Annotated in this window: 18 protein-coding genes; 10 read left to right on the plus strand and 8 right to left on the minus strand. The window is 66.8% G+C overall.

The window, feature by feature from the left end:
- Positions 1–117: 117 nt before the first annotated feature.
- Complete coding sequence (locus tag KHO41_RS02160) at positions 118–1,176, plus strand: BKACE family enzyme (RefSeq protein WP_211951667.1); 1,059 nt, start codon at positions 118–120, stop codon at positions 1,174–1,176.
- Positions 1,177–1,468: 292 nt separating this feature from the next.
- Here the strand turns inward: KHO41_RS02160 and KHO41_RS02165 are convergent, their stop codons facing one another.
- The 6 genes from KHO41_RS02165 to KHO41_RS02190 all read right to left on the minus strand — a co-directional run bounded on the left by KHO41_RS02165 (position 1,469) and on the right by KHO41_RS02190 (position 9,324).
- A complete protein-coding gene (locus tag KHO41_RS02165) occupies positions 1,469–1,771 on the minus strand; it encodes a hypothetical protein (RefSeq protein ID WP_211951668.1) in 303 nt (100 codons plus the stop codon).
- 150 nt (positions 1,772–1,921) lie between these two features.
- Positions 1,922–2,572 carry a DUF2894 domain-containing protein gene (locus KHO41_RS02170; protein ID WP_211951669.1) on the minus strand — a complete coding sequence of 217 codons (651 nt, stop codon included), beginning with the start codon at positions 2,570–2,572 and terminating at the stop codon, positions 1,922–1,924.
- The gene (locus tag KHO41_RS02175; protein WP_211951670.1) at positions 2,565–3,212 is read right to left on the minus strand and encodes an OmpA family protein; all 648 of its coding nucleotides are present in this window, start codon (positions 3,210–3,212) and stop codon (positions 2,565–2,567) included. Before KHO41_RS02175 ends, KHO41_RS02170 begins: the two co-directional genes overlap by 8 nt.
- Positions 3,209–6,607, minus strand: coding sequence for a DUF802 domain-containing protein (locus tag KHO41_RS02180; RefSeq protein ID WP_211951671.1), 3,399 nt, complete (start codon positions 6,605–6,607; stop codon positions 3,209–3,211). Before KHO41_RS02180 ends, KHO41_RS02175 begins: the two co-directional genes overlap by 4 nt.
- Positions 6,608–6,617: 10 nt before the next feature.
- Positions 6,618–7,361 (minus strand): DUF3348 domain-containing protein, encoded by a 744-nt coding sequence (locus KHO41_RS02185; RefSeq protein WP_211951672.1) that lies wholly within the window; start codon positions 7,359–7,361, stop codon positions 6,618–6,620.
- 157 nt (positions 7,362–7,518) lie between these two features.
- Positions 7,519–9,324, minus strand: a complete 1,806-nt coding sequence (locus tag KHO41_RS02190) for a cytochrome c biogenesis protein DipZ (RefSeq protein WP_211951673.1) — start codon at positions 9,322–9,324, stop codon at positions 7,519–7,521.
- Positions 9,325–9,539: 215 nt separating this feature from the next.
- On the opposite strand from KHO41_RS02190, the gene KHO41_RS02195 reads away from it, so the two are divergent.
- The 5 genes from KHO41_RS02195 (at position 9,540) to KHO41_RS02210 (ending at position 13,731) form a co-directional block, all read left to right on the plus strand.
- Positions 9,540–10,283: a response regulator gene (locus KHO41_RS02195; protein ID WP_011300033.1), complete on the plus strand. Its 744-nt coding sequence runs from the start codon at positions 9,540–9,542 to the stop codon at positions 10,281–10,283.
- The gene (locus KHO41_RS02200; RefSeq protein ID WP_211951674.1) at positions 10,280–11,587 is read left to right on the plus strand and encodes an ATP-binding protein; all 1,308 of its coding nucleotides are present in this window, start codon (positions 10,280–10,282) and stop codon (positions 11,585–11,587) included. Before KHO41_RS02195 ends, KHO41_RS02200 begins: the two co-directional genes overlap by 4 nt.
- A 187-nt stretch (positions 11,588–11,774) precedes the next feature.
- Positions 11,775–12,344 carry a thioredoxin family protein gene (locus KHO41_RS02205; protein WP_211951675.1) on the plus strand — a complete coding sequence of 190 codons (570 nt, stop codon included), beginning with the start codon at positions 11,775–11,777 and terminating at the stop codon, positions 12,342–12,344.
- A gap of 82 nt (positions 12,345–12,426) precedes the next feature.
- Positions 12,427–12,561 carry a hypothetical protein gene (locus KHO41_RS41615; protein WP_280519686.1) on the plus strand — a complete coding sequence of 45 codons (135 nt, stop codon included), beginning with the start codon at positions 12,427–12,429 and terminating at the stop codon, positions 12,559–12,561.
- Between the two features lie 153 nt (positions 12,562–12,714).
- Entirely contained in the window at positions 12,715–13,731 is a 1,017-nt protein-coding gene (locus KHO41_RS02210; protein WP_211951676.1) for a zinc-binding alcohol dehydrogenase family protein, read from the plus strand.
- A 79-nt stretch (positions 13,732–13,810) separates the two neighbouring features.
- Here the strand turns inward: KHO41_RS02210 and KHO41_RS02215 are convergent, their stop codons facing one another.
- Together KHO41_RS02215 and KHO41_RS02220 are read right to left on the minus strand one after the other, a co-directional pair.
- The gene (locus tag KHO41_RS02215; RefSeq protein WP_211951677.1) at positions 13,811–14,104 is read right to left on the minus strand and encodes a GYD domain-containing protein; all 294 of its coding nucleotides are present in this window, start codon (positions 14,102–14,104) and stop codon (positions 13,811–13,813) included.
- Between the two features lie 286 nt (positions 14,105–14,390).
- On the minus strand, positions 14,391–14,903 hold the full coding sequence (locus KHO41_RS02220) for a MarR family winged helix-turn-helix transcriptional regulator (protein ID WP_211951678.1): 513 nt from the start codon (positions 14,901–14,903) through the stop codon (positions 14,391–14,393).
- A 136-nt stretch (positions 14,904–15,039) separates the two neighbouring features.
- Here KHO41_RS02220 and badH point away from each other — a divergent pair, with 136 nt between their 5' ends.
- Genes badH through aliA form a run of 4 tightly spaced genes read left to right on the plus strand, consistent with a single transcriptional unit; the run spans position 15,040 to position 19,529 of the window.
- Positions 15,040–15,807, plus strand: a complete 768-nt coding sequence (badH, locus tag KHO41_RS02225) for a 2-hydroxycyclohexanecarboxyl-CoA dehydrogenase (RefSeq protein ID WP_211951679.1) — start codon at positions 15,040–15,042, stop codon at positions 15,805–15,807.
- A gap of 48 nt (positions 15,808–15,855) precedes the next feature.
- Positions 15,856–16,638: a 2-ketocyclohexanecarboxyl-CoA hydrolase gene (badI, locus tag KHO41_RS02230; protein ID WP_211951680.1), complete on the plus strand. Its 783-nt coding sequence runs from the start codon at positions 15,856–15,858 to the stop codon at positions 16,636–16,638.
- A gap of 29 nt (positions 16,639–16,667) precedes the next feature.
- Positions 16,668–17,819, plus strand: a complete 1,152-nt coding sequence (gene aliB, locus KHO41_RS02235; RefSeq protein ID WP_211951681.1) for a cyclohexanecarboxyl-CoA dehydrogenase — start codon at positions 16,668–16,670, stop codon at positions 17,817–17,819.
- A 48-nt stretch (positions 17,820–17,867) separates the two neighbouring features.
- Entirely contained in the window at positions 17,868–19,529 is a 1,662-nt protein-coding gene (aliA, locus tag KHO41_RS02240; protein ID WP_211951682.1) for a cyclohexanecarboxylate-CoA ligase, read from the plus strand.
- Positions 19,530–19,595 lie beyond the last annotated feature (66 nt).

Raw genomic sequence — 19,595 nt, forward strand, 5'->3', positions numbered from 1 at the left:
GCCTATGTCGTCAAATGAGAGAGATAGGAAGGCTCGGGGTTCCTAGACTACAGCCTTGTCGGCCTTCCTGGATTCGGGAGTGCCGGAATCCCTCCCAAATCCTTTTCCTGACTTGCCATGAACTTCCTTGACGGACACCTGTTCCCCGAAAACCAGCAACCGCTGATCATCACGGCCGCACCATATGCCCCCTCATGGATGCCCTCGGACTTCCCCGAGGACATCGCCGTCACCATGGAGGACCAGATCCAGAAAGCGGTGGATTGCTACAACGCGGGTGCCACCGTTCTGCATCTGCATGTACGCGAACTCGATGGCAAGGGCTCCAAGCGCCTGTCCAAGTTCAATGAACTGATCGCCGGTGTCCGCGCCCGCGTACCGGAGATGATCATCCAGGTCGGCGGGTCGATCAGCTTCGCGCCCGAATCGGACGGCGCGGCGGCCAAATGGCTCTCGGACGACACGCGCCACATGCTGGCCGAACTGGAGCCCACGCCTGACCAGGTGACGGTCACCGTCAATACGTCGCAGATGAACATCCTCGAGCAGTTTGATCATCGCGACATCGCTGGCAGCTCCATGGAAGACCCGGAGGTCTTCAACGCCTACAAGGAAATGACCGTGCCGGCGCAGCCGGGCTGGGTCGAGGAACACGTGCGCCGCCTGAGCGCCGCGGGGATCCAGAGTGCGTTCCAGTGCTACAACCTCAACAGCTTCGAATCCGTCGAGCGCCTGATGCGCCGCGGCATCTACAAGGGCCCGCTGGTCATGAACTGGGTGGCGATTGGCGGGGGCATGGACTCGCCGAGCATCTACAGCCTGGCCAACTTCGTGCGCGCCGTGCCCGATGGCGCCGTGTTGACGGTGGAAAGCTCGGTGTGCAACGTGCTGCCGGTGAACACGATGGGCATTGCGATGGGCCTGCATGTCCGTTGCGGCACCGAAGACACGCTGTGGAACCAGACGCGTACGAAGAAGATGGGGACGGTGGCCCAGATCGAGCAACTGGTGCGGATTTCTGAAGAGATGAGCCGCCCGATCGCTACGGCCAAGGAAGCGCGTGAGATGTGCCGGATCGGCGAGTTCTATGACACCGTGGATGAAACGCTGCAGGCCAACGGCTTTGCGCCGAATCGCAATGGTGGGCAGCAGGGTTTCCTGCGTAAGGTTGGGTGATCAGGGGCTGCGCTGGGGGCTTGCCACCAGGCGCCGATGAACCCAATAAACGCTTTGCTTCCGGCGGAGCGTGAGGCCCTGCTACAGAGTCAATGCCGTGATTGTTGTCTCCCCTCTCCCATTTATGGGAGAGGGGCGGGGGAGAGGGCAGGAGTCTCCACGAAGTGAGGCGCAACAGTGCTTGCCATGCGCCTGCCCTCTCCCCCAACCCCTCTCCCGCAAGCGGGAGAGGGGAGCAAACAAGCTGCCAAGCGAGCTTTATCAGCAATCTGACGGTCGAGCGTTCGCTCGATCAGGATGCCGCCGACTGCACAAGGTCGTCGACGCCGGGCTGCGCTTTCGTATGACTCTGACTGGTCTTGTTCACGTAGCTCCCGGATGCGCCCGCGCTCGGCGTGACGCCCTGGGCCCGCAGGTGCGCCGCGACCCTCTCGCACCAGTCAAGCAACTGATGCTTGTCCAGATCCGCGACGACGTCTTCACCGAACGTATTCGAGAGGTCCAGTGCGACGCCCGAAAATTCGGCGCCGTCGTCCCGGATGACCAGGACTCCGTCGCCATCGCCGTCGCACATCTCGATCCTGGTGGCAGGCATAGCTGTTACCTCCTGAGGCTTCGTAACCGTCACCTGGTTCGTCAGCGTCGTATCAGGCGCTCTGCCTTGACGGTCGTTTCGCTAGCGTATCTATCCTAGAAGATCGGCTTCTCTGCCACCAAGGGCAGATACGGCTTGCGCGCGGGTGGCTTACTTGCGCGCCCGGGCTCTGGTGGCCTTCTTCACGACGCCGGCGCGCGGCGCTTCCTTGCTCGCCATGGCACCGCCGGTGCTCATCTGTTCCAGCCACGTCAGCGCATCCACGTACGACAGGAACTGCTCGAAGTAGCCCGGCGACATCTCGCGCATCAGCGTCAGCGAACGGTGGACGAGGTGGCTGGAATTCAGCGGTCCCGCATGCTCGGGGACGCGCTCCAGCGACTGCTGCAACTGCTGGCCGGCGCTGACGCGGGTCCAGGTGTCGCGGAAGTAATCGATCAGCCCGGGTTCCGCGCGTGGCGTGTTGCGCGGAGTCGCGGCGCTGCGGGCAGGCATGGCGTCCGGCTCCTGCACGCGGCTCGCGATGTAGTCGACAACGTCGGCCAGCGCGCCGCGCACGGGCACGGGGGTTCGAGGCGCACCGCTCGCGGTGTCGCTCGGGCATTCGGCTTTCCCCACGGCATCGCCATAAGCCCTGACCAGTTCGGACAGCCTGTCATCGAGCAGCCGGCGCGCGTCGCCGCTGTGCGCGGCCGCGCGTCGTGCCATGGCTTCGATCAGGCGAAACCGTACCGGGTCGATGCGGTCGGCGCCGTTTTCGCGCCACGCGGCCAGCGTGTCCTGCATGGCGTCGCTAGCCATGGGGTTTGGCCGTTCCCATCGACACGCGCGGTACCGGGGCGATCTCCACGCGCCGGTTCTTGGCGCGGCCGGCCTCGTCGGCGTTCGACGTCACCGGTTGCTCGGCACCGAACGCGGCTGAGAACACGGAAGCGGCGGGGATGCCCGCATCGATCAGCGTGCGGGTCACGGTCAGCGCGCGCTGCGCGGACAGTTCCCAGTTGTCGGCAAAGCGGCGGTTGCGTTCGCCTACCTGTTGGTCGTCGGTAAAGCCGCTGACCATCAGGATCTCGTCGCGCGAGCGCAGATAGGCCGACAGCGGGCCGGCCAGGCTCTTCAGCACGTCACGGCCCTGTGGCTGGAGCTGGTCGGAGTTGAGCGCGAACAGCACGCTGCCATTGATGCCGATGCGGCCGTTTACAAGCGTCACGCGGCCGGCGGCGAGCGGGGCCGCCAGCGCCTTTTCCAGGCTCTCGCGGCGCTGCATTTCTTCCTGGCGCTGCTTGGCCTCTTTCTCGAGCCGGGCCGTGAGTTCCATCTGCGCGCCGATGACGCCAAGCAGGATCAGCACGAACGCGCCCAGCACCACTGACATCAGGTCGCCAAACACGGCCCATGCGGGTACCGACGGCTCGACGCCGGCGTCGAAGTCGTCTCTCATGCGGCCTCTGCGTTGGATGCCTGCTGCCCGGCGAGTTGCTGCAGGTCTTCAAGCACCTGCTTCTGCGACCGCATGCTCAGGTCGACGACTTCGCGCGCCTGTGCCACGTAGTACGCGAGCTGTTCATCGCTGCGCGTCATGGACTTGTCGAGCGCGGTCTCGATACGCTCCAGATGGGCCATGAGCTTGTCGTTGGACTCGCTGAACACCTGAACGGCAACGCCAAGCGCTTCGCCGAGGCTTGCCACTTCGACCGCGCTGCCCGTGACCTGTGCCGCCACGGTAGCGAGCTTGCCAGTCTCGGATTCGACCTGCTCATGGAAGCGCGTGCCGACACGGTCCAGCAGGCCAGCCGTGGTGGTGACCAGCGAGTCGACCGCCAAGCGTTGCTCCGTGGACGCATGGTTCACGGCGTCGAGCAGCGTGCCCAGTGTTTCAAGCAGGCGGCCGCGCTCTTCGAGCATCGCGTTGTCGCGCGCCATGCTGTCCGTGAGCTTCTGGCGCAGTTCGGCGATGACTTCGGCCGCGGCCTTGGGCGCTTCGGTGGCGGCCTGCACGAGGCGAGAAACCTCGGTGATGGTGTGGCTCGCCTGTGCCTGCGTCTGTGCGGAGATGTCGCGCGTGGTCTGCGCCAGCGTGTCGCAGATGTCCTGCTGGCGGCTGACGGTCTGCGCCGTGGTCTGCTCCCATTCCTGGCGCAGCGACGATGCCATGGCGCCGAGCGTTTCGGTCCAGGCGGCCATCCGCTGCTCCTCACGCGCGGCGATCTCGGCCTGCAATGCGACGGCAGCCTTCGGGGCCAGCTCGGCGGCCTGCACGAGGCGATCGATTTCGGCGATCGTGCTGCTCGCGTGCGTGCGGGCTTCGGTCGAGATATCGCGGGCGGTCTGTGCCAGCGCTTCGGTGATGGCCTGGTGGCGGTCGGACGACTGTTCGCCGGCCTGTTCCATCTGCGCGCGCAGCGTCGCAGCCATGCCGGTCAGCGCCTCGGTCCACGCGGTAAAGCGCTGCTGATCGCGGGAGGCCAGTTCTTCCTGCAGCGCGACAGCGGCCTTCGGGGCCAGCTCTGCGGCCTGCACGAGGCGGTCGATCTCGGCGATGGTGGTGCTGGCGTGTGTGCGCGCCTCGGCCGACATATCGCGCGCGGTCTGTGCCAGCGTTTCCGTGATCTGCTGCTGATGGCCAGCCGCACTGGCGTTGGCCTGTTCCATCTGTGCGCGCAGCGCTGCGGCCATGGCGGCCAGTGCCTCGGTCCACGCGGTAAGGCGTTGCTGATCGCGGGAGGCGAGTTCTTCCTGCAGCGCTACGGCAGCCTTCGGCGCCAGTTCGGCAGCCTGCACAAGGCGTTCGATCTCGGCGATGGTGGTGCTGGCGTGCGTGCGCGCCTCGGCCGACATATCGCGTGCGGTCTGTGCCAGCGTTTCGGTGATCTGTTGCTGCTGCTCAGCGGCGTTCGTACCTGCCTGTTCCATCTGCGCGCGCAGCGTCGCGGCCAGGGCGGCCAGCGCCTCGGTCCACGCGGTGAAACGCTGCTGATCGCGGGAGGCGAGTTCTTCCTGCAGCGCGACAGCGGCTTTCGGGGCCAGCTCGGCGGCCTGCACGAGGCGGTCGATCTCGGCAATGGTAGTGCTGGCGTGCGTGCGCGCTTCCGCCGACATATCGCGTGCGGTCTGTGCCAGCGTTTCCGTGATCTGCTGCTGATGGCCAGCGGCCGCTGCGTTGGCTTGCTCCATCTGCGCACGCAGCACAGCGGCCATGCCGGCCAGTGCCTCGGTCCACGCAGTCAGGCGTTGCTGATCGCGCGAGGCGAGTTCCTCCTGCAGCGCTACGGCAGCCTTCGGGGCATGCTCGGCGGCCTGGACGAGGCGATCGATCTCGGCAATCGTGCTGCCGGCATGCGTGCGCGCCTCGGCGGAGATATCGCGCGCGGTCTGCGCCAGCGCAGCGGCGGTTTCCTGCTGGTGGCTCGCGGCACGCGCGCTGGCCTGTTCCAGGTCGCTGCGCAGGGTCGCCGCGACCGCGCCGAGCGTGTCCGTCCAAGCCTGCAGGCGCTGGGCGTCCTGCGCGGACAGTTGCTGCTTCAGGTCCGCATGGGTGCGGGCCACGGCTTGCACCAGCGAAGCGGCTTGCTGCTCAAACGCGGCTGCGGCATTCGCCACGGCCTGCCGGTTGTCGCCGGCCATCTTCTCGCCGAGGCTTGCCTGCCGCGCCAGCGCGTCGTTCCAGGCTTCGGCGGCGCTGCCCGCCGTGGCATCCAGGCGCGTGGCCACGCTTTCGACCAGGCCGGCCGAGCGTTGATCGAACGTCTGCGCGAAGCCATCGAGCGTGGCGCGCAGGTCGCTGGCCTGCGCCTCGGTAGTGCGCTGGTGTCCGGCCAGTGCCTGCTGCCACAGGTCCGCGACGGTGGCCGTCGTGCCTTCAAAGCGAGTCGACAGGCCGTCGAGCTGCAGTTTCACGGCGTCCGTGACGGTGGTGTGCAGCGCCGCGGTTTCGCGCGCGATGCCTGCCATGGTGGCCTCGACGGCGGGCTGGATCGCCGCGCTGGCGGTGCGCGTGCTATCGGCGATGCTTTGCGTCAGCGACTGCTGCACGGCGTCGGCGAGCCGGCCGTACGCCGCATCGGTGCGGTCATGGAACACGGCCTGGCTGGCGGCCAGCCGATCGGACATTGCCTGGTGCTGCTGCTCCATGGTCGTCATCATGGCCTGCAGCCGGTCGACTAGCGTGGGCATCACGTCTGCCTGCCGCTGCAGCAGCCGGAACGCCTCTTCGCGCTGGTGCGTGCGCGAGAACGGGCGCAGCGTGGTGGCGATGCGTGCGTCGAGCGCCTGCGCGGTCTCGATGCGTTCGCGCCGGCACAGCGCCGAAAGCAGGCCCAGCATGGCCGAGGTGGCGACGCCGGCGACCGACGTGCCGAACGCGAAGCCGAGCCCCTTGACCGGCGCGGCCAGCGACGCGCGGATGGCATCGAGGTCCGCGGCGCCTTCAAGCGCGATCCCGGTGCCGCGCAGCGTCGCCACCATGCCCAGGAACGTGCCGAACATGCCGAGCAGGACCAGCAGGCCCACCAGGTAGGGCGTCAGGGCCGGGCCGGGCAGGGCGGTGCGCTCGCCTTCGACGCGCAGGCGCACGGCATTGCGCAGGCTCGGATGCAGAGGCTCGATCCAGCCGGCAAGGCTCGCGGGCGACTCGGACAGCCCCGCGATGGCCTGCGCCAGCGAGGACGTGGCTTGTCGGTAGCGCTTCAGTTCGAACGCCCCGGCCAGGTAGAAGCCGCCGATCAGCAGCGTGACGGCCAGGGCCAGCGCATTGGTGCCCGCGTAGCCGGCGCTGATCCAGCCCACGACGGCCAGGCCTGCCAGGAAGACGACGATATGAGTAATGGGTCGGGTCATGATGGTTGGGTTAGCTGTCACGCAGCGCCGCGAGCAATCCTTCGACCGGCTGGAAGCGGATGTCCAGCTCGGCGCGCAACACGCTCTGCATATCGTTCTGAAAGACGGTCAGCCAGGCACCGGACGACGCGGGGGACGACGCGGGTGCCGGCTTGCCCGCCGCCTGGGCGCTGGCCAGCGCGGCTTCCTCGGCCTGGCGCAGGCGCGTGAAGTGCCCTTCGAGCATCCCGGGTACGGTAGCCAGCAGCGCCTGTTCGCGCGCGCCCAGCACGCGCTCCATGACGGCATCGACCATGGACAGGCGCGTCATGCCGGCACCTCTTGCCGCCAGCGTTGCCCGCAGCCGGCCGCGCAGGCTGCCGATTTCCGTTTCCATGGCCTGCTGCAATGTGACGTACCGTTGGCGGAGTGGCGCATAGTCGACAACCGCCTCCGCCGGGTCCGGCACGGCCGGGCGTGGCCGTCCGCGCTGCCGGCTGCTGCCGGCCTTGTCTTCCGCAACGGCTGCCGCCAGCGCGGCCTTGACGCGGGCACAGTCGGCCTGCTCGGTGCCGGCCGCGCGCGCGCCGGCCGCCGCCGGCGGATTGCCGTTCAGCGCGGCGGACAAGGCGATCGCGTCCGTCCAGCCAAGCCATTGGCCGAGCTGGTCGGAAAGTGATTGTCCGGATTCGGGGGCGTCGTCGCCGGTCAGGCGAACCAGCAGGCGGATCAGCGTGGGGCCGCTGAACCCTGCGCGCCGTGGAGCTTGGAGCATGTCGCCAGAGCGAAAAATCCAGCAGTTTACACTCCCGCGCGTGCGATTTCGCCGCTTTCGCGGCCAGACCGGTGGCGGTCGGCCCCTAAGCGGCGGCTTGGGGAGGTGGATCGTGTGGATTTCGCTGGCGGATCGGCCGCTGACAGCGGCCCGGCGGCTAGCCGAAGGTGAAGGCGTAGGCCTGCGCGCCAGGGTCGAGGAAGCGGATCTCGAACGTATGCTCGCCGACCTCGCCTGCCTGCCGCACAAGCTGGTAGAGCCGCGTCTGCGTGACGGCGCCATTGCCGCCCGCGTCCGTATCGGCGCCGTGGTTCTTGCCCGGCGGCTTGCCATCGATCGTCACGACGAAGCGGACGGCCTGGCCATTGGCTGCGGGCCCCAGCACCAGATGCAGGTCGCGCGCATGGAAGCGGTAGCGGATGGTGCCATCGGCACGATCGAGCGTTGCCTGCTCGGGGCCGACGGTCCATTGCCCTGACAGGCCCCACTCGTTGAGAAGCAGCTTGCCAACGGTGTACTGCCGGGGCGCGTCGGGCCGCATCTCGCCCGGCGAGGCGAAGTTCGTTGCCTGGCTGTAGCCGATATAGGTTTCGTCGGAGCGCACGTTGCGCAGGTCCGGTGCTGCCTGCGCGCCGGCTGCATCGGGAGAGACGACATCGCTTGCCACCGTGCGCCCGCTGGCCTCAGCCAGCAACGTCTGGATGACGCGTTCGGAATTCGCATATCCGCCTTCGCCGAACTGGTGATGGCGGATATTGCCGCGCGCATCGACAAAGTACGCGGCCGGCCAGTAGCTGTTATGGAAGGCGCGCCAGATGCGGTAGTCGCTGTCCACGGCCACGGGAAAGCCGATGCGGAAGTCCGCCACCGCGCGCTTGACGTTGTCCGTCGATTTTTCAAAGGCGAACTCGGGCGTGTGTACGCCGACCACCGTCAGGCCCTGGTCCTTGTACTTGTCCGCCCATGCGCGCAGGTAGGGCAGAGTGCGGATGCAGTTGATGCAGGAATAGGTCCAGAAGTAGACCAGCGTGACCTTGCCCTGCAGCTGCTCGCGCGACAGCGGCGGCGAGTTGAGCCATTGCACCGCGCCGTCGAGGGCGGGTAGCCGGCCCTCTACCGGAAGGGCGGGCAGGGGACCCGGGAAACCGACGCGCGTGTCGTTCGCCGCCAGCAGCATGCCGTTGCCGGGAGCCGCTACATCCGCTACATCATTGGCCGCTTGCGGCGCGGGGCGGTCCCTGTGCAGCGCATCGACCAGTGCCTGCTCAAGACGCGCCGGGCCGCCGGCGGACCATCGCGCCAGCAGGCCGGTGTCGGCGCCAAGCCCGATGACCACTACGCTCCCGAGCACGCCCGCGCCCAGACCGCGGCGCAGCCATTCGCTTGCGCCCAGGCTCCGCTTCATGGCCGCGAAAACCCCGCCGCCGAGGCCAAGCGCGGCTGCGAGCGACGTCGCCGCACCGGCGGCATAGGCGGCGAGCGCCAGCGACGTGGATACGCTGGCGCCGTTCAGCGCAGCCCCGGTCAGCACCAGGCCGAGGATCGGGCCCGCACAAGGCGCCCACAGCATGCCGGTGGCAATGCCGAGCAGCAGCGAGCCCCATGGCGAAGCCGATGCCTCGGGCGTTGACGCGGCCCGGCCCGCGAGGCGGTTCCCCAACGCCACGGCCGGCCGGGCGAGCGTGTCGGCTACCCTGGGTACCAGCAGCGAGAGCCCGAACACGGCGAGCAGCGCCAGCGCACCGATGCGGCCATAGGCGTTGGCGCGCACCGCCCAGGCGCCCCCGGCGGACGCCAGCGACGCCACGGCGGCAAAGGTCAGCGCCATCCCGGCCAGCATCGGCAGCCGTCCGCGCAGGAACGGCTGCCCGCTGCGGCTCAGGACGAAGGGCAGGACGGGCAGGATGCACGGACTCAGGATGGTCAGGGCACCGCCCAGGTAGGCGAGGAGGAGCAAGGTCATGATGGTGTCCTTTCGTTGGGCGCGGGCCCCGAGGATTGGCATGCCCCGATCAGACTCCCTTCGCGTCGCCGGCATGTGTCGCCGATCGGCGTTTTTGTACCGCTTTGTGCAGCCCTGGCCGCCAGATACATGGCGATACACGCGCGCCGGCCGGCCCCAATACAATGCTGGCAAAGCAGGCTGCCCGTTCACTTTCACTTTGCCGAGGCAACACGATGGACGCACACGTCGACCACATCCTGATCGTCGATGACGACCGGGAAATCCGCGAACTGGTCTCCACCTATCTCACCAAGAACGGTCTGCGCACGACGGTGGCGCCCGATGGGCGGCACATGCGGGCGTTCCTGGAAGCCAATACCGTGGACCTGATCGTGCTCGACGTGATGATGCCCGGCGACGACGGCCTGGTGCTGTGCCGCGAACTGCGCGCGGGCAAGCACAAGGCCACGCCGATCCTGATGCTGACCGCGCGCGACGACGAGACCGACCGCATCATCGGACTCGAGATGGGCGCCGACGACTACCTGGCCAAGCCGTTTGCGGCACGCGAACTGCTCGCGCGCATCAAGGCCGTGCTGCGCCGCACGCGGATGCTGCCGCCGAACCTGCAGATCACCGAAGCCGCGCAGGTCCTGGCCTTCGGCGACTGGGAACTCGATACCACCGCGCGGCACCTGATCGACCGCGACGGCACCATCGTCGCGCTGAGCGGCGCGGAGTACCGGTTGCTGCGCGTGTTCGTCGATCATCCGCAGCGCGTGCTGAACCGCGACCAGCTCCTTAACCTCACGCAGGGCCGCGAGGCCGAGATGTTCGAGCGTTCGGTCGACCTGCTGGTCAGCCGCCTGCGCCAGCGCCTCAATGACGATGCGCGCGAACCCAAACATATCAAGACCGTGCGCAACGAGGGCTATGTGTTCTCGATGCCCGTGGAGATCCGGGAGGCACGCCAGTGACCTTGACTTTGCCGCGCTGGGCCTGGCCTCGCACGCTCGGGGCGCGGCTCTTCCTGATCCTGCTCGCCGGCCTGGTTGTCGCGCACGGCTTGTCGTTCGGCGTGCTGTTCGCCGAGCGTTACATCTCGGCGCGCCAGGTGATGCTGGGCACGCTGGAAACCGATGTCGCCACCTCGGTGGCGATCCTTGACCGGTTGCCAGCCAGTGAGCGGCCGCAGTGGCTGCCACGCGTGAATCGCGGCAACTATCAGTACATCCTGGGGCTCGGCCTGCCCGGCGTACCGGAGATGTCGCAGCGGGGCCAGGATATTGCCGACCGGATCATGGGCGCGGGCGGAGGCCGCTTCGCGGTCCGCGTGGAATCCATCCCGGGCGATGGCAAGCGGTTGCAGGCGCACCTGACGCTCAGCGACGGCAGCCCGCTGACCATCGACGTGCATCCGCGCATGACGCCGATCGCGCAATGGCTGCCCTATGTGCTGGTGATCCAGTTGCTGCTGCTGGTGGTGTGCTGCTGGTTTGCCGTGCGGCTGTCGATCCGTCCGCTGGTGAAGCTTGCCGATGCCGCCGATGCGCTCGACCCGAACGCGAAGACCCCGCCGCTCGACGAGGACGGCCCGACCGAACTGGCGCGCGCGGCCCGTGCATTCAATGCCATGCGCGGACGCATCGCCAGGTTCGTGGAGGAGCGCGTGCAGATACTCGCCGCGATTTCCCACGACCTGCAGACGCCGATCACGCGCATGAAGCTGCGTGCCGAGATGGCCGACGACTCCGAAGAGAAGCGCAAGATGGTCAGCGATCTCGCGGAGATCGAGACGCTGGTGAAGGAAGGGCTTGCGTATGCGCGTTCGGCGCACGGTGGTGGCGAGAAGATGTCGCGGATCGACCTGTGTTCCTTTGTGGAAAGCCTGGTGTATGACTATCAGGACACCGGCAAGGACGTCACCGTGCAGCAGAGCGTTGGCTGCGCCATCGAGGCGCGCCCGCAGGCGCTGCGCCGCATCCTGACGAACCTGATCGACAACGCGATCAAGTTCGGCGGCGCGGCGGAGCTGAATGTGCGCCGCGATCAGGAAGCTGTCGTTATCGAAGTGCTGGACCGGGGTGCGGGCATCCCGGAGGACAAGCTCGAATCGGTGCTCCAGCCGTTCGTGCGGCTTGAAAACTCGCGCAGCCGCGAGACCGGCGGCACCGGGCTGGGCCTGGCGATCGCCCAGCAGCTCGCGGTAGCCATGGGCGGCTCGCTCAGGCTGCGCAATCGCGAGGGTGGGGGGCTTGCGGCGGAAGTCCGGCTGGGCTGAGCGCCCGCAGCCGCCCGGCACTTTGTATGCGTTTGTATCGCGGGCCTGCAACGATACGTGAACACGCAGACGCAGCCCTCACGCGCTAAGGGCGCGATACATCGGTCGCCTTAAATGCAAGCGTGGCAGCGCGTTCTACCCGAGCGACGCGGCTGCCGCGCCCACTGCCCAACGACCAGCCCTGACCATGCGCACACTATTTCGCGCCGCTCTTGCGGCGGCTATCCTCCTCACCGTCTACCTCTTCGGCACCGGTTTCAGTGCCTACTCCAGCCCCGCGGTCGGCGACCAAGGCAAGGCCCCCGAATTCACCGGCATCGACCACTGGCTGAACTCGCCGCCGCTGACGATGCAGTCGCTGCGCGGCAAGGTCGTGCTGGTCGACTTCTGGACGTACTCGTGCATCAACTGCATCAACACGCTGCCGTACGTGAAGCAGTGGCACGAGAAGTACAAGGACCAGGGGCTGGTCGTCGTCGGCGTGCATACGCCGGAGTTTCCGTACGAAAAGTCGACCGCCAATGTGCAGGAGGCGATCCGGCGCTTGGATATCCGCTATCCGGTCGCGCAGGACAACGCCTACGGCACGTGGTCGGCCTTCCACAATCGCTACTGGCCGGCTACCTACCTGATCGACGCAGACGGACGCATCGTGTACCAGCACTATGGCGAAGGGCGCTACGCCGAGACCGAGGCCGCCATCCAGAAGCTGCTGGCGCAGCGCAAGTCACGGCCCGAGGAACCTAAGTCGAAATAGATCGTTGGTCCAGGCGCGGAACCTTCATAGACTTCAGCAAAGGCCGGTGCAGCCAGTGTCCGGCGCTTTGCAAGGAGTCTCCATGGCGAATCTGCTCGACTGGATCACCGCGATCGGCGCGGCCGTGGTTGTGTACGCGGCTGTGCGGTATCCGATCTACCCGCCCGGTTTCTACGACGAAGACCCGGCCAGGAGCCAGGCGCGGCAACCTCACTGACGCGTCTTCAGGCTATTTTCCTGAATTTCAGGAAAGTGATTGCCGGATAATCCAGCTAATCAAGCAAGTCAATTGCAGCTACGCTACAGTCCATCTCCCTGAACCGGCTTGCAGACACGCCTGCAGGCCGGCACGAACCACCGGACTGTCACCATGAAAGCCATTGGCCTGACCCGCTACCTGCCCATTTCCGACACCGATTCGCTGGTCGACATCGAACTCGAAACGCCGACTGCGTCGGGCCACGACATGCTGGTGAAAGTCGAGGCCATCGCCGTCAATCCGGTCGACACCAAGGTCCGCGCGCCGAAGCCGCAGGTCGAACCGACGCCGCGCGTGCTGGGCTGGGATGCAGCCGGCACGGTGGTCGTCGTGGGGCCGGATGTCAGCCTGTTCAAGGTTGGCGATCCGGTCTACTACGCGGGCAGCATCACGCGCCCCGGCGCCAATGCGGAATACCACCTTGTTGATGAGCGCATTGCTGGGCACAAGCCAGCTTCGCTCGATTTCGCACACGCCGCTGCGCTGCCGCTGACGGCCATCACCGCGTGGGAAGCGCTGTTCGACCGGCTCGGCGTGTCGCCCAAGGGCGACGATGCGGGCAAGTCGGTGCTGATCATTGGCGGTGCGGGCGGCGTGGGGTCCATCGGCATCCAGCTTGCCAAGACGCTGGCGGGGCTGACGGTGATTGCCACGGCGGCGCGGCCGGAGTCGCAGGCGTGGTGCCGGCGGCTGGGCGCGGACCATACCGTGGACCATCGCAGCGACATGGCGGCGCAACTGAAGGCGCTCGGGTTTGCGCAGGTCGACTACATCCTGTGCTTCAACGATACCGATGGCCATTTCCCGGCCATGGCGGACCTGATCGCGCCGCAGGGCAAGATCTGCACGATCGTCGAGAACGCGGCGCCGCTGCCGGTGGAACGGCTCAAGAGCAAGAGCGCGGCGTTCGTGTGGGAGTTCATGTTCACGCGCGCGATGTTCGGCACGCCCGACATGATCGCGCAGCACCGGTTGCTCAACGAAGTGGCGCGGCTGGTCGATGCCGGCCGGCTGCAGACCACGGTAGGCGAGCACCTCGGCACGATCAACGCGGCAAACCTGCGCCGAGCCCACGCCATGCTGGAAGGCGGCAAGACCATCGGCAAGCTGGTGCTGGAAGGGTTCTGAGCCGGCTGTCCGAACGCATCAAGCAGAAAGCGCCTGCCGCACATCGTGCAGACAGGCGCTTTCTGCGTTTAGGTACGTATCAACGCACCTTGCCGAGAATTCCCTGCATTTCGTCGGCGTTGAACGCGCGCAGCGTTTGCGTGCGGACATTGCCCTGGGCCCCGACCGTCAAGCCGAAGGCTGTCATCGCTTCATCATCGGGTGCTTCCATGACCAGCGCGAGGTCATAAGCGCCGAGCGTCCAGTAGATCTCCTTTATCTGCACGCCGAGCTGGGCGCCCATTTCCCGCACGGCGGCGGCACGCTTGGTCGTGTCCTTCACGCTGCGGATGCCCTGGTCGGTGAAGTTTGCCAGCACGAGGTATCGGGTCATGTGAGTCTCCGGCGGAATGGGTCGGCGCCGTCGGCGCAGGCGCGGACGGTGGTTCAGGGCTTCGGAGCGTTGTTGGCGTAGCCCGGGCAGCGTGTGCCAGGGCCTCCGCCGCGGGAGGTCGCGCGGTAAAGCGCTCGCGCCTCGAGGGAAAGGCGCCCTTGCGTCTGAGCAAGCCTGCGTTGACGCAAGTTGCGCGCCACCGGCCATGCCAGGCGGCTTCCCGGTCTTCGGTACTGGCGGATGGTGCGGCCGGCGCGCCGCATGGTTGCAAATCCGATATTGCCAGTCAGTCGCTTTCGGCGTCCGACGCGCCGACATCGAGCGCGCGCATGTTGTCCAGCAGCTTTAGCAGGTAATGCAACGTGTGCGTGAGGTCATTCGTGGAGAAGCCTTCCAGCGCGCGCTCGTAGTAGTCGCGAATCTTCGGCTGCGCCTGGTGCAGCCATACCTCACGCCCCGTTTCGCTCATCCGCACCAGCCTTGACCGGCGGTCGCGCGCATCCGGCGCGAGGCTCACATGCCCGTCCCGCTCCATGCGGCTGACCAGCCCCGACAGGTTCTGGCGGCTCACCATCAGGTAGTGCGCCAGGTCTCCCACGCTCATGCCATTGGCGGCCTCCGGCCGCGACAACGCGCCCAGTACCGCCCATTGCTGCGTGGTCAGGCCTTCCGCTTCCACGGCGCGCGAACCCGTCTTATGCAACATGTTTGCGCATTGGTAAAGGCGGAAGAACAGCCGGTTGGCCAGTTCCATCCGCGCGTTTGGGGCGATATCGTCGCCAAATTCCGGGTTAACCATGATCCGATCCACTGAGTAAGAGCCTTGCGTGACAGCGCTACACAGCCTAGTATAGGTCAATATATTTACCTAATTCGGTGACGGCGCGTGACGCAATGGCGGCACGATAGCACCGGAGACCTTCTCGGAGATAGCCATGCAGGGACTGAAAGGCAAAACGGTCATCGTGACCGGCGGCGGTGGTGGTATCGGCGGCGCAACATGTTTGCGCTTTGCGCGCGAAGGCGCGGCGGTGGCTGTGCTCGACCTCAGTGCGGAGGCGGCGCAGAAGGTGGCGGACCGTATTACCGAAGCCGGCGGCAAGGCGCTGGCAATTCAGTGCGACATTACGGATCGCGCCAGCGTGGATTTGGCCGTCGCCGCGGTGTGTGAAGGGCTGGGCCCTGTCGATGTTCTCGTCAACAACGCGGGCTGGGACGTGTTCCGTCCCTTCACCAAGACCGAGCCCGCGCAATGGGAACGCCTGATCGCCATTAACCTGACCGGCGCGCTGCATATGCATCACGCGGTGCTGCCCGGCATGGTGGAGCGCAAGCAGGGCCGCATCGTCAATATCGCGTCCGACGCGGCGCGCGTGGGCTCGTCCGGCGAAGCCGTCTATGCCGCGTGCAAGGGCGGGCTGGTGTCGTTCTCCAAGACCATCGCACGCGAACATGCGCGCCACGGCATCACCGTCAACGTGGTGTGCCCGGGGCCGACGCAGACCGCGCTGTTTGAAGACTACAAGCAGGGCGCGGGCAACCCCGAAAAGCTCATGGAAGCGTTCACGCGCTCGATTCCGCTCGGCCGCATCGGTCAGCCCGATGACCTGCCGGGCGCGATTACCTTCTTTGCCAGCGACGATGCGGCATTCATTACCGGACAGGTGCTCAGCGTGTCCGGCGGACTGACCATGAACGGCTGAGCCCGGCGCTCGCCACCCCAATCGGCAATACACAGGAGACAGATCACCATGCAGTACGAAGACATCCTCTATGAAGTCCGCAACGGCGCAGCCTGGATCACCATCAACCGCGCGGAGAAGATGAATGCGTTCCGTGGCCGTACCTGCGACGAGCTGATCCACGCGATCAACCGCGCGGGCTATGACCGCGAGATCGGCGCAATCGTGTTGGCCGGCGCCGGCGACAAGGCGTTCTGCACCGGCGGAGACCAGTCCGCGCATGAAGGGCAGTATGACGGGCGCGGCACCATCGGGCTGCCGATGGAAGAGCTGCACAACGCCATCCGCGACGTGCCCAAGCCGGTCATCGCACGCGTACAGGGCTACGCCATCGGCGGCGGCAATGTGCTGTGCACGATCTGCGATTTCACCATCGCGTCCGAGAAGGCCGTGTTCGGGCAGGTCGGGCCGAAGGTGGGCTCGGTCGATCCCGGCTATGGCACGGCCTATCTGGCCCGCGTCGTCGGCGAAAAGAAGGCGCGCGAGATCTGGTACCTGTGCCGCCGCTATCCCGCAGCCGAAGCACTGGCCATGGGCCTCGTCAACGCCGTGGTGCCGCACGAGCAGCTCGATGCCGAGGTGCAGAAGTGGTGCGACGAGATCCTCGACAAGAGCCCGACTGCGGTCGCCATTGCCAAGCGCTCGTTCAACATGGACACGGCCCACCAGAGCGGCATCGCCGGCATGGGCATGTATGCGCTGAAGCTCTATTACGACACCGAGGAATCGCGCGAGGGCGTCAAGGCGTTCCAGGAAAAGCGCAAGCCCGAATTCCGCAAGTACGCGAAGTAAGGCGCAGACAGGCAGATCGAGGAAACATCATGAATCCCTACCTCAACGAAGACCTGCAGGCGCTGGCCGAGCATGCGCGCCGGTTTGCCGATGCGTGCATCGCACCCGGTTTCCTGGAGCGTGACAAGACGCGCGTGCTGGACCGCTCGCTGATGCGGCAGATGGGCGAGATGGGCTTCATCGGCCCCGAGCTGCCCGAAGCGTACGGCGGGCAGGGCATGGGTTGCCTGGCCGCCGGCGTGATCCATGAAGCCGTGGCGCGCGCGGACCTGAGCATGTCCTATGTCAACCTGCTGGCGTCGCTCAACGGTCAGATCCTCGCGCAGCATGCATTGCCTGAAGTGGGGCGGCCGTGGCTGCAGCGGCTCACCCGGGGCGAGGCGCTGCTCGCGATTGCGCTGACCGAGCCGCGTGGCGGATCGGACGCGGGCAGCCTGCGGCTGCGCATGGAACGCGTCGGCGACAGCTATGTGCTCAACGGCGAGAAGACGTCGATTTCGGCAGCCGACCAGGCCGATGCCGCGGTCGTGTTTGCCCGCACGGGCAGCGTCGAGGACGGCGCGCGCGGTATTTCGGCCGTACTCGTGCCGATGGATCTGCCCGGCGTCACGCGCAGCCGCTTTGATTGCCACGGCCAGCGCGCGATCGGGCGCGGCTCGATCTTCTTCGAGAACGTGCGCGTGCCGGCGGACCACCTGCTGGGCAAGGAAGGCGAAGGGTTTGTGCAGGTGATGCAGGGCTTCGATTTCTCGCGGGCGCTGATCGGCCTGCAGGTGCTGGCGGTGGCGCAGGCCGCGCTCGACGAAACGTGGGAATACGTGGCCGAGCGCCAGGCTTTTGGCAAGCCGCTGTCGGCCTTCCAGGGTGTATCGCATCCGCTTGCGGATTTCGAGACGCAGGTGACGGCCGCGCGCTTGCTGTGCCTGCAGACGCTCTGGCTCAAGGACCATGGCCTGCCGCACACGTCCGAGGCTGCCATGTGCAAGTGGTGGGCGCCACGGCTTGCCTACGACGTAGTGCATCAGTGCCTGCTGTCGTTCGGGCATGGCGGCTATGACCGCGGAGTGATGGAGCAGCGCCTGCGCGATGTGCTGGGCTTCCAGATCGGCGACGGCACGGCCCAGATCATGAAGACCATCATCGCGCGGCACCGTGCCGGGCGCGCCGCGGTGCCGGCCTGAGGCCGCGCACGGGCCGGGCCATCAACACAAGAACACAGGAGACAAGCCATGGATTTCGACGCGGTACTGATTGCGCCGCGCCGCGCGGCGAGCGTGGCGGCAGGGCTGTGGCGTGACCGCACCATCAATGATTATTTCGACGCCAGCGTGGCGCGCGCGCCGGACGGCCCGGCGCTCACGTCGCTGCAGGTGGAAAGCGGGGCGGTGCGGCATTTCACGTGGCGTCAGCTCGACGCGATGGTCGCGCGCATTGCCGTCGGGCTGCGCCGGCTCGGCGTCGAACGCAATGACGTGGTGTCGTGCCAGCTTCCCAATGGCTGGGAGGTCACGGCGCTGTACCTGGCCTGCGCGCGCATCGGCGCGGTGCTCAATCCGCTGATGCCGATCTTCCGCGAGCGCGAGCTGTCGTTCATGCTGGCGCACGCGGACAGCAAGGTCGTGGTCGTGCCGCAGCGGTTCCGTGGGTTTGATCATGCGGGCATGCTGGCAGGCCTGCGTGAATCGTTGCCGGCGTTGCGTCATGTCGTGATCACCGGAAGCGATGGCCCCGACGGGTTTGAGGCCATGCTGTGCGGCCCCGATCGCGAAAGCGACCCGGATGCAGCCGCCATCCTGAGGCGCGATCGCCCCGGCCCCGATGATGTCTCCCAGCTCATCTATACCTCGGGCACGACGGGCGAGCCCAAGGGCGTGATGCATACCGCCAACACGCTGCTGTCCAACATCCTTCCGTATGCCGAGCGGCTAGGCCTTGGCGCCGGCGACGTGGTGCTGATGGCCTCGCCCATGGCCCACCAGACCGGTTTCATGTACGGACTGATGATGCCCGTGGTGCTGGGCGCGCATGCCGTGCTGCAGGACATCTGGGACCCGGCGCAGGCGGCCAGGCTGATCCGCGAGGCCGGCGTCACGTTCACGATGGGGTCGACGCCATTCCTGACCGATCTTGCGCGCACCGTGGAGGAGTTGGGCCAACCCGTGCCAAGCCTGCGTACATTCCTGTGCGCAGGCGCGCCGATTCCCGGGGCGCTGGTGGAGCGGGCGCGCACGGCGCTGGGCGCCAGCATCGTTTCGGCCTGGGGGATGAGCGAGAACGGCGCGGTGACGACGACGTTGCCCGATGACAGTGAGGAGCGTGCCTCGACGACGGATGGCGTGCCGCTGCCCGGCGTGGAGGTAAAGGTGGTGGATGGACAGGATGCTTCGGTGCCGGCGGGTGAAGTCGGGCGCCTGCTCGTGCGCGCGTGCTCGAACTTCGGCGGCTACCTGAAGCGGCCACATCTGAACGCGACCGATGCCGAGGGCTGGTTTGATACCGGCGATCTGGCGTGGCTCGACGCGCAGGGCTACGTGCGCATCGCCGGGCGCAGCAAGGACGTGATCATCCGCGGCGGCGAGAACATCCCGGTGGTCGAGATCGAGACGCTGCTGTACCGGCATCCCGCCGTGGCGCAGGTGGCCATTGTCGCGTATCCCGATGAGCGGCTGGGCGAGCGTGCATGCGCCGTGGTCGTGCCGCGGCAAGGGCAGGGCTTTGACAAGTCGGCGATGGTGGATTTCCTGAAGGCGCAGAAGGTGGCGCTGCAGTACATCCCCGAACGGCTGATCGTGCAGGACGCCTTGCCGGCGACGCCGGCCGGCAAGATCCAGAAGTTCAGGTTGCGTGAAATGCTCCGGGAGCAGGCTGCCGAAGGTAGATTAAGCAATTAACTGACAGGCGAGTGCCACGCCGGATCAAGCGGGACGACGCCCTGCGTCGCCCGCCAACAAGGCGGC

This window comes from Cupriavidus numazuensis (genome assembly GCF_905397435.1).
GTDB lineage: Bacteria > Pseudomonadota > Gammaproteobacteria > Burkholderiales > Burkholderiaceae > Cupriavidus > Cupriavidus numazuensis.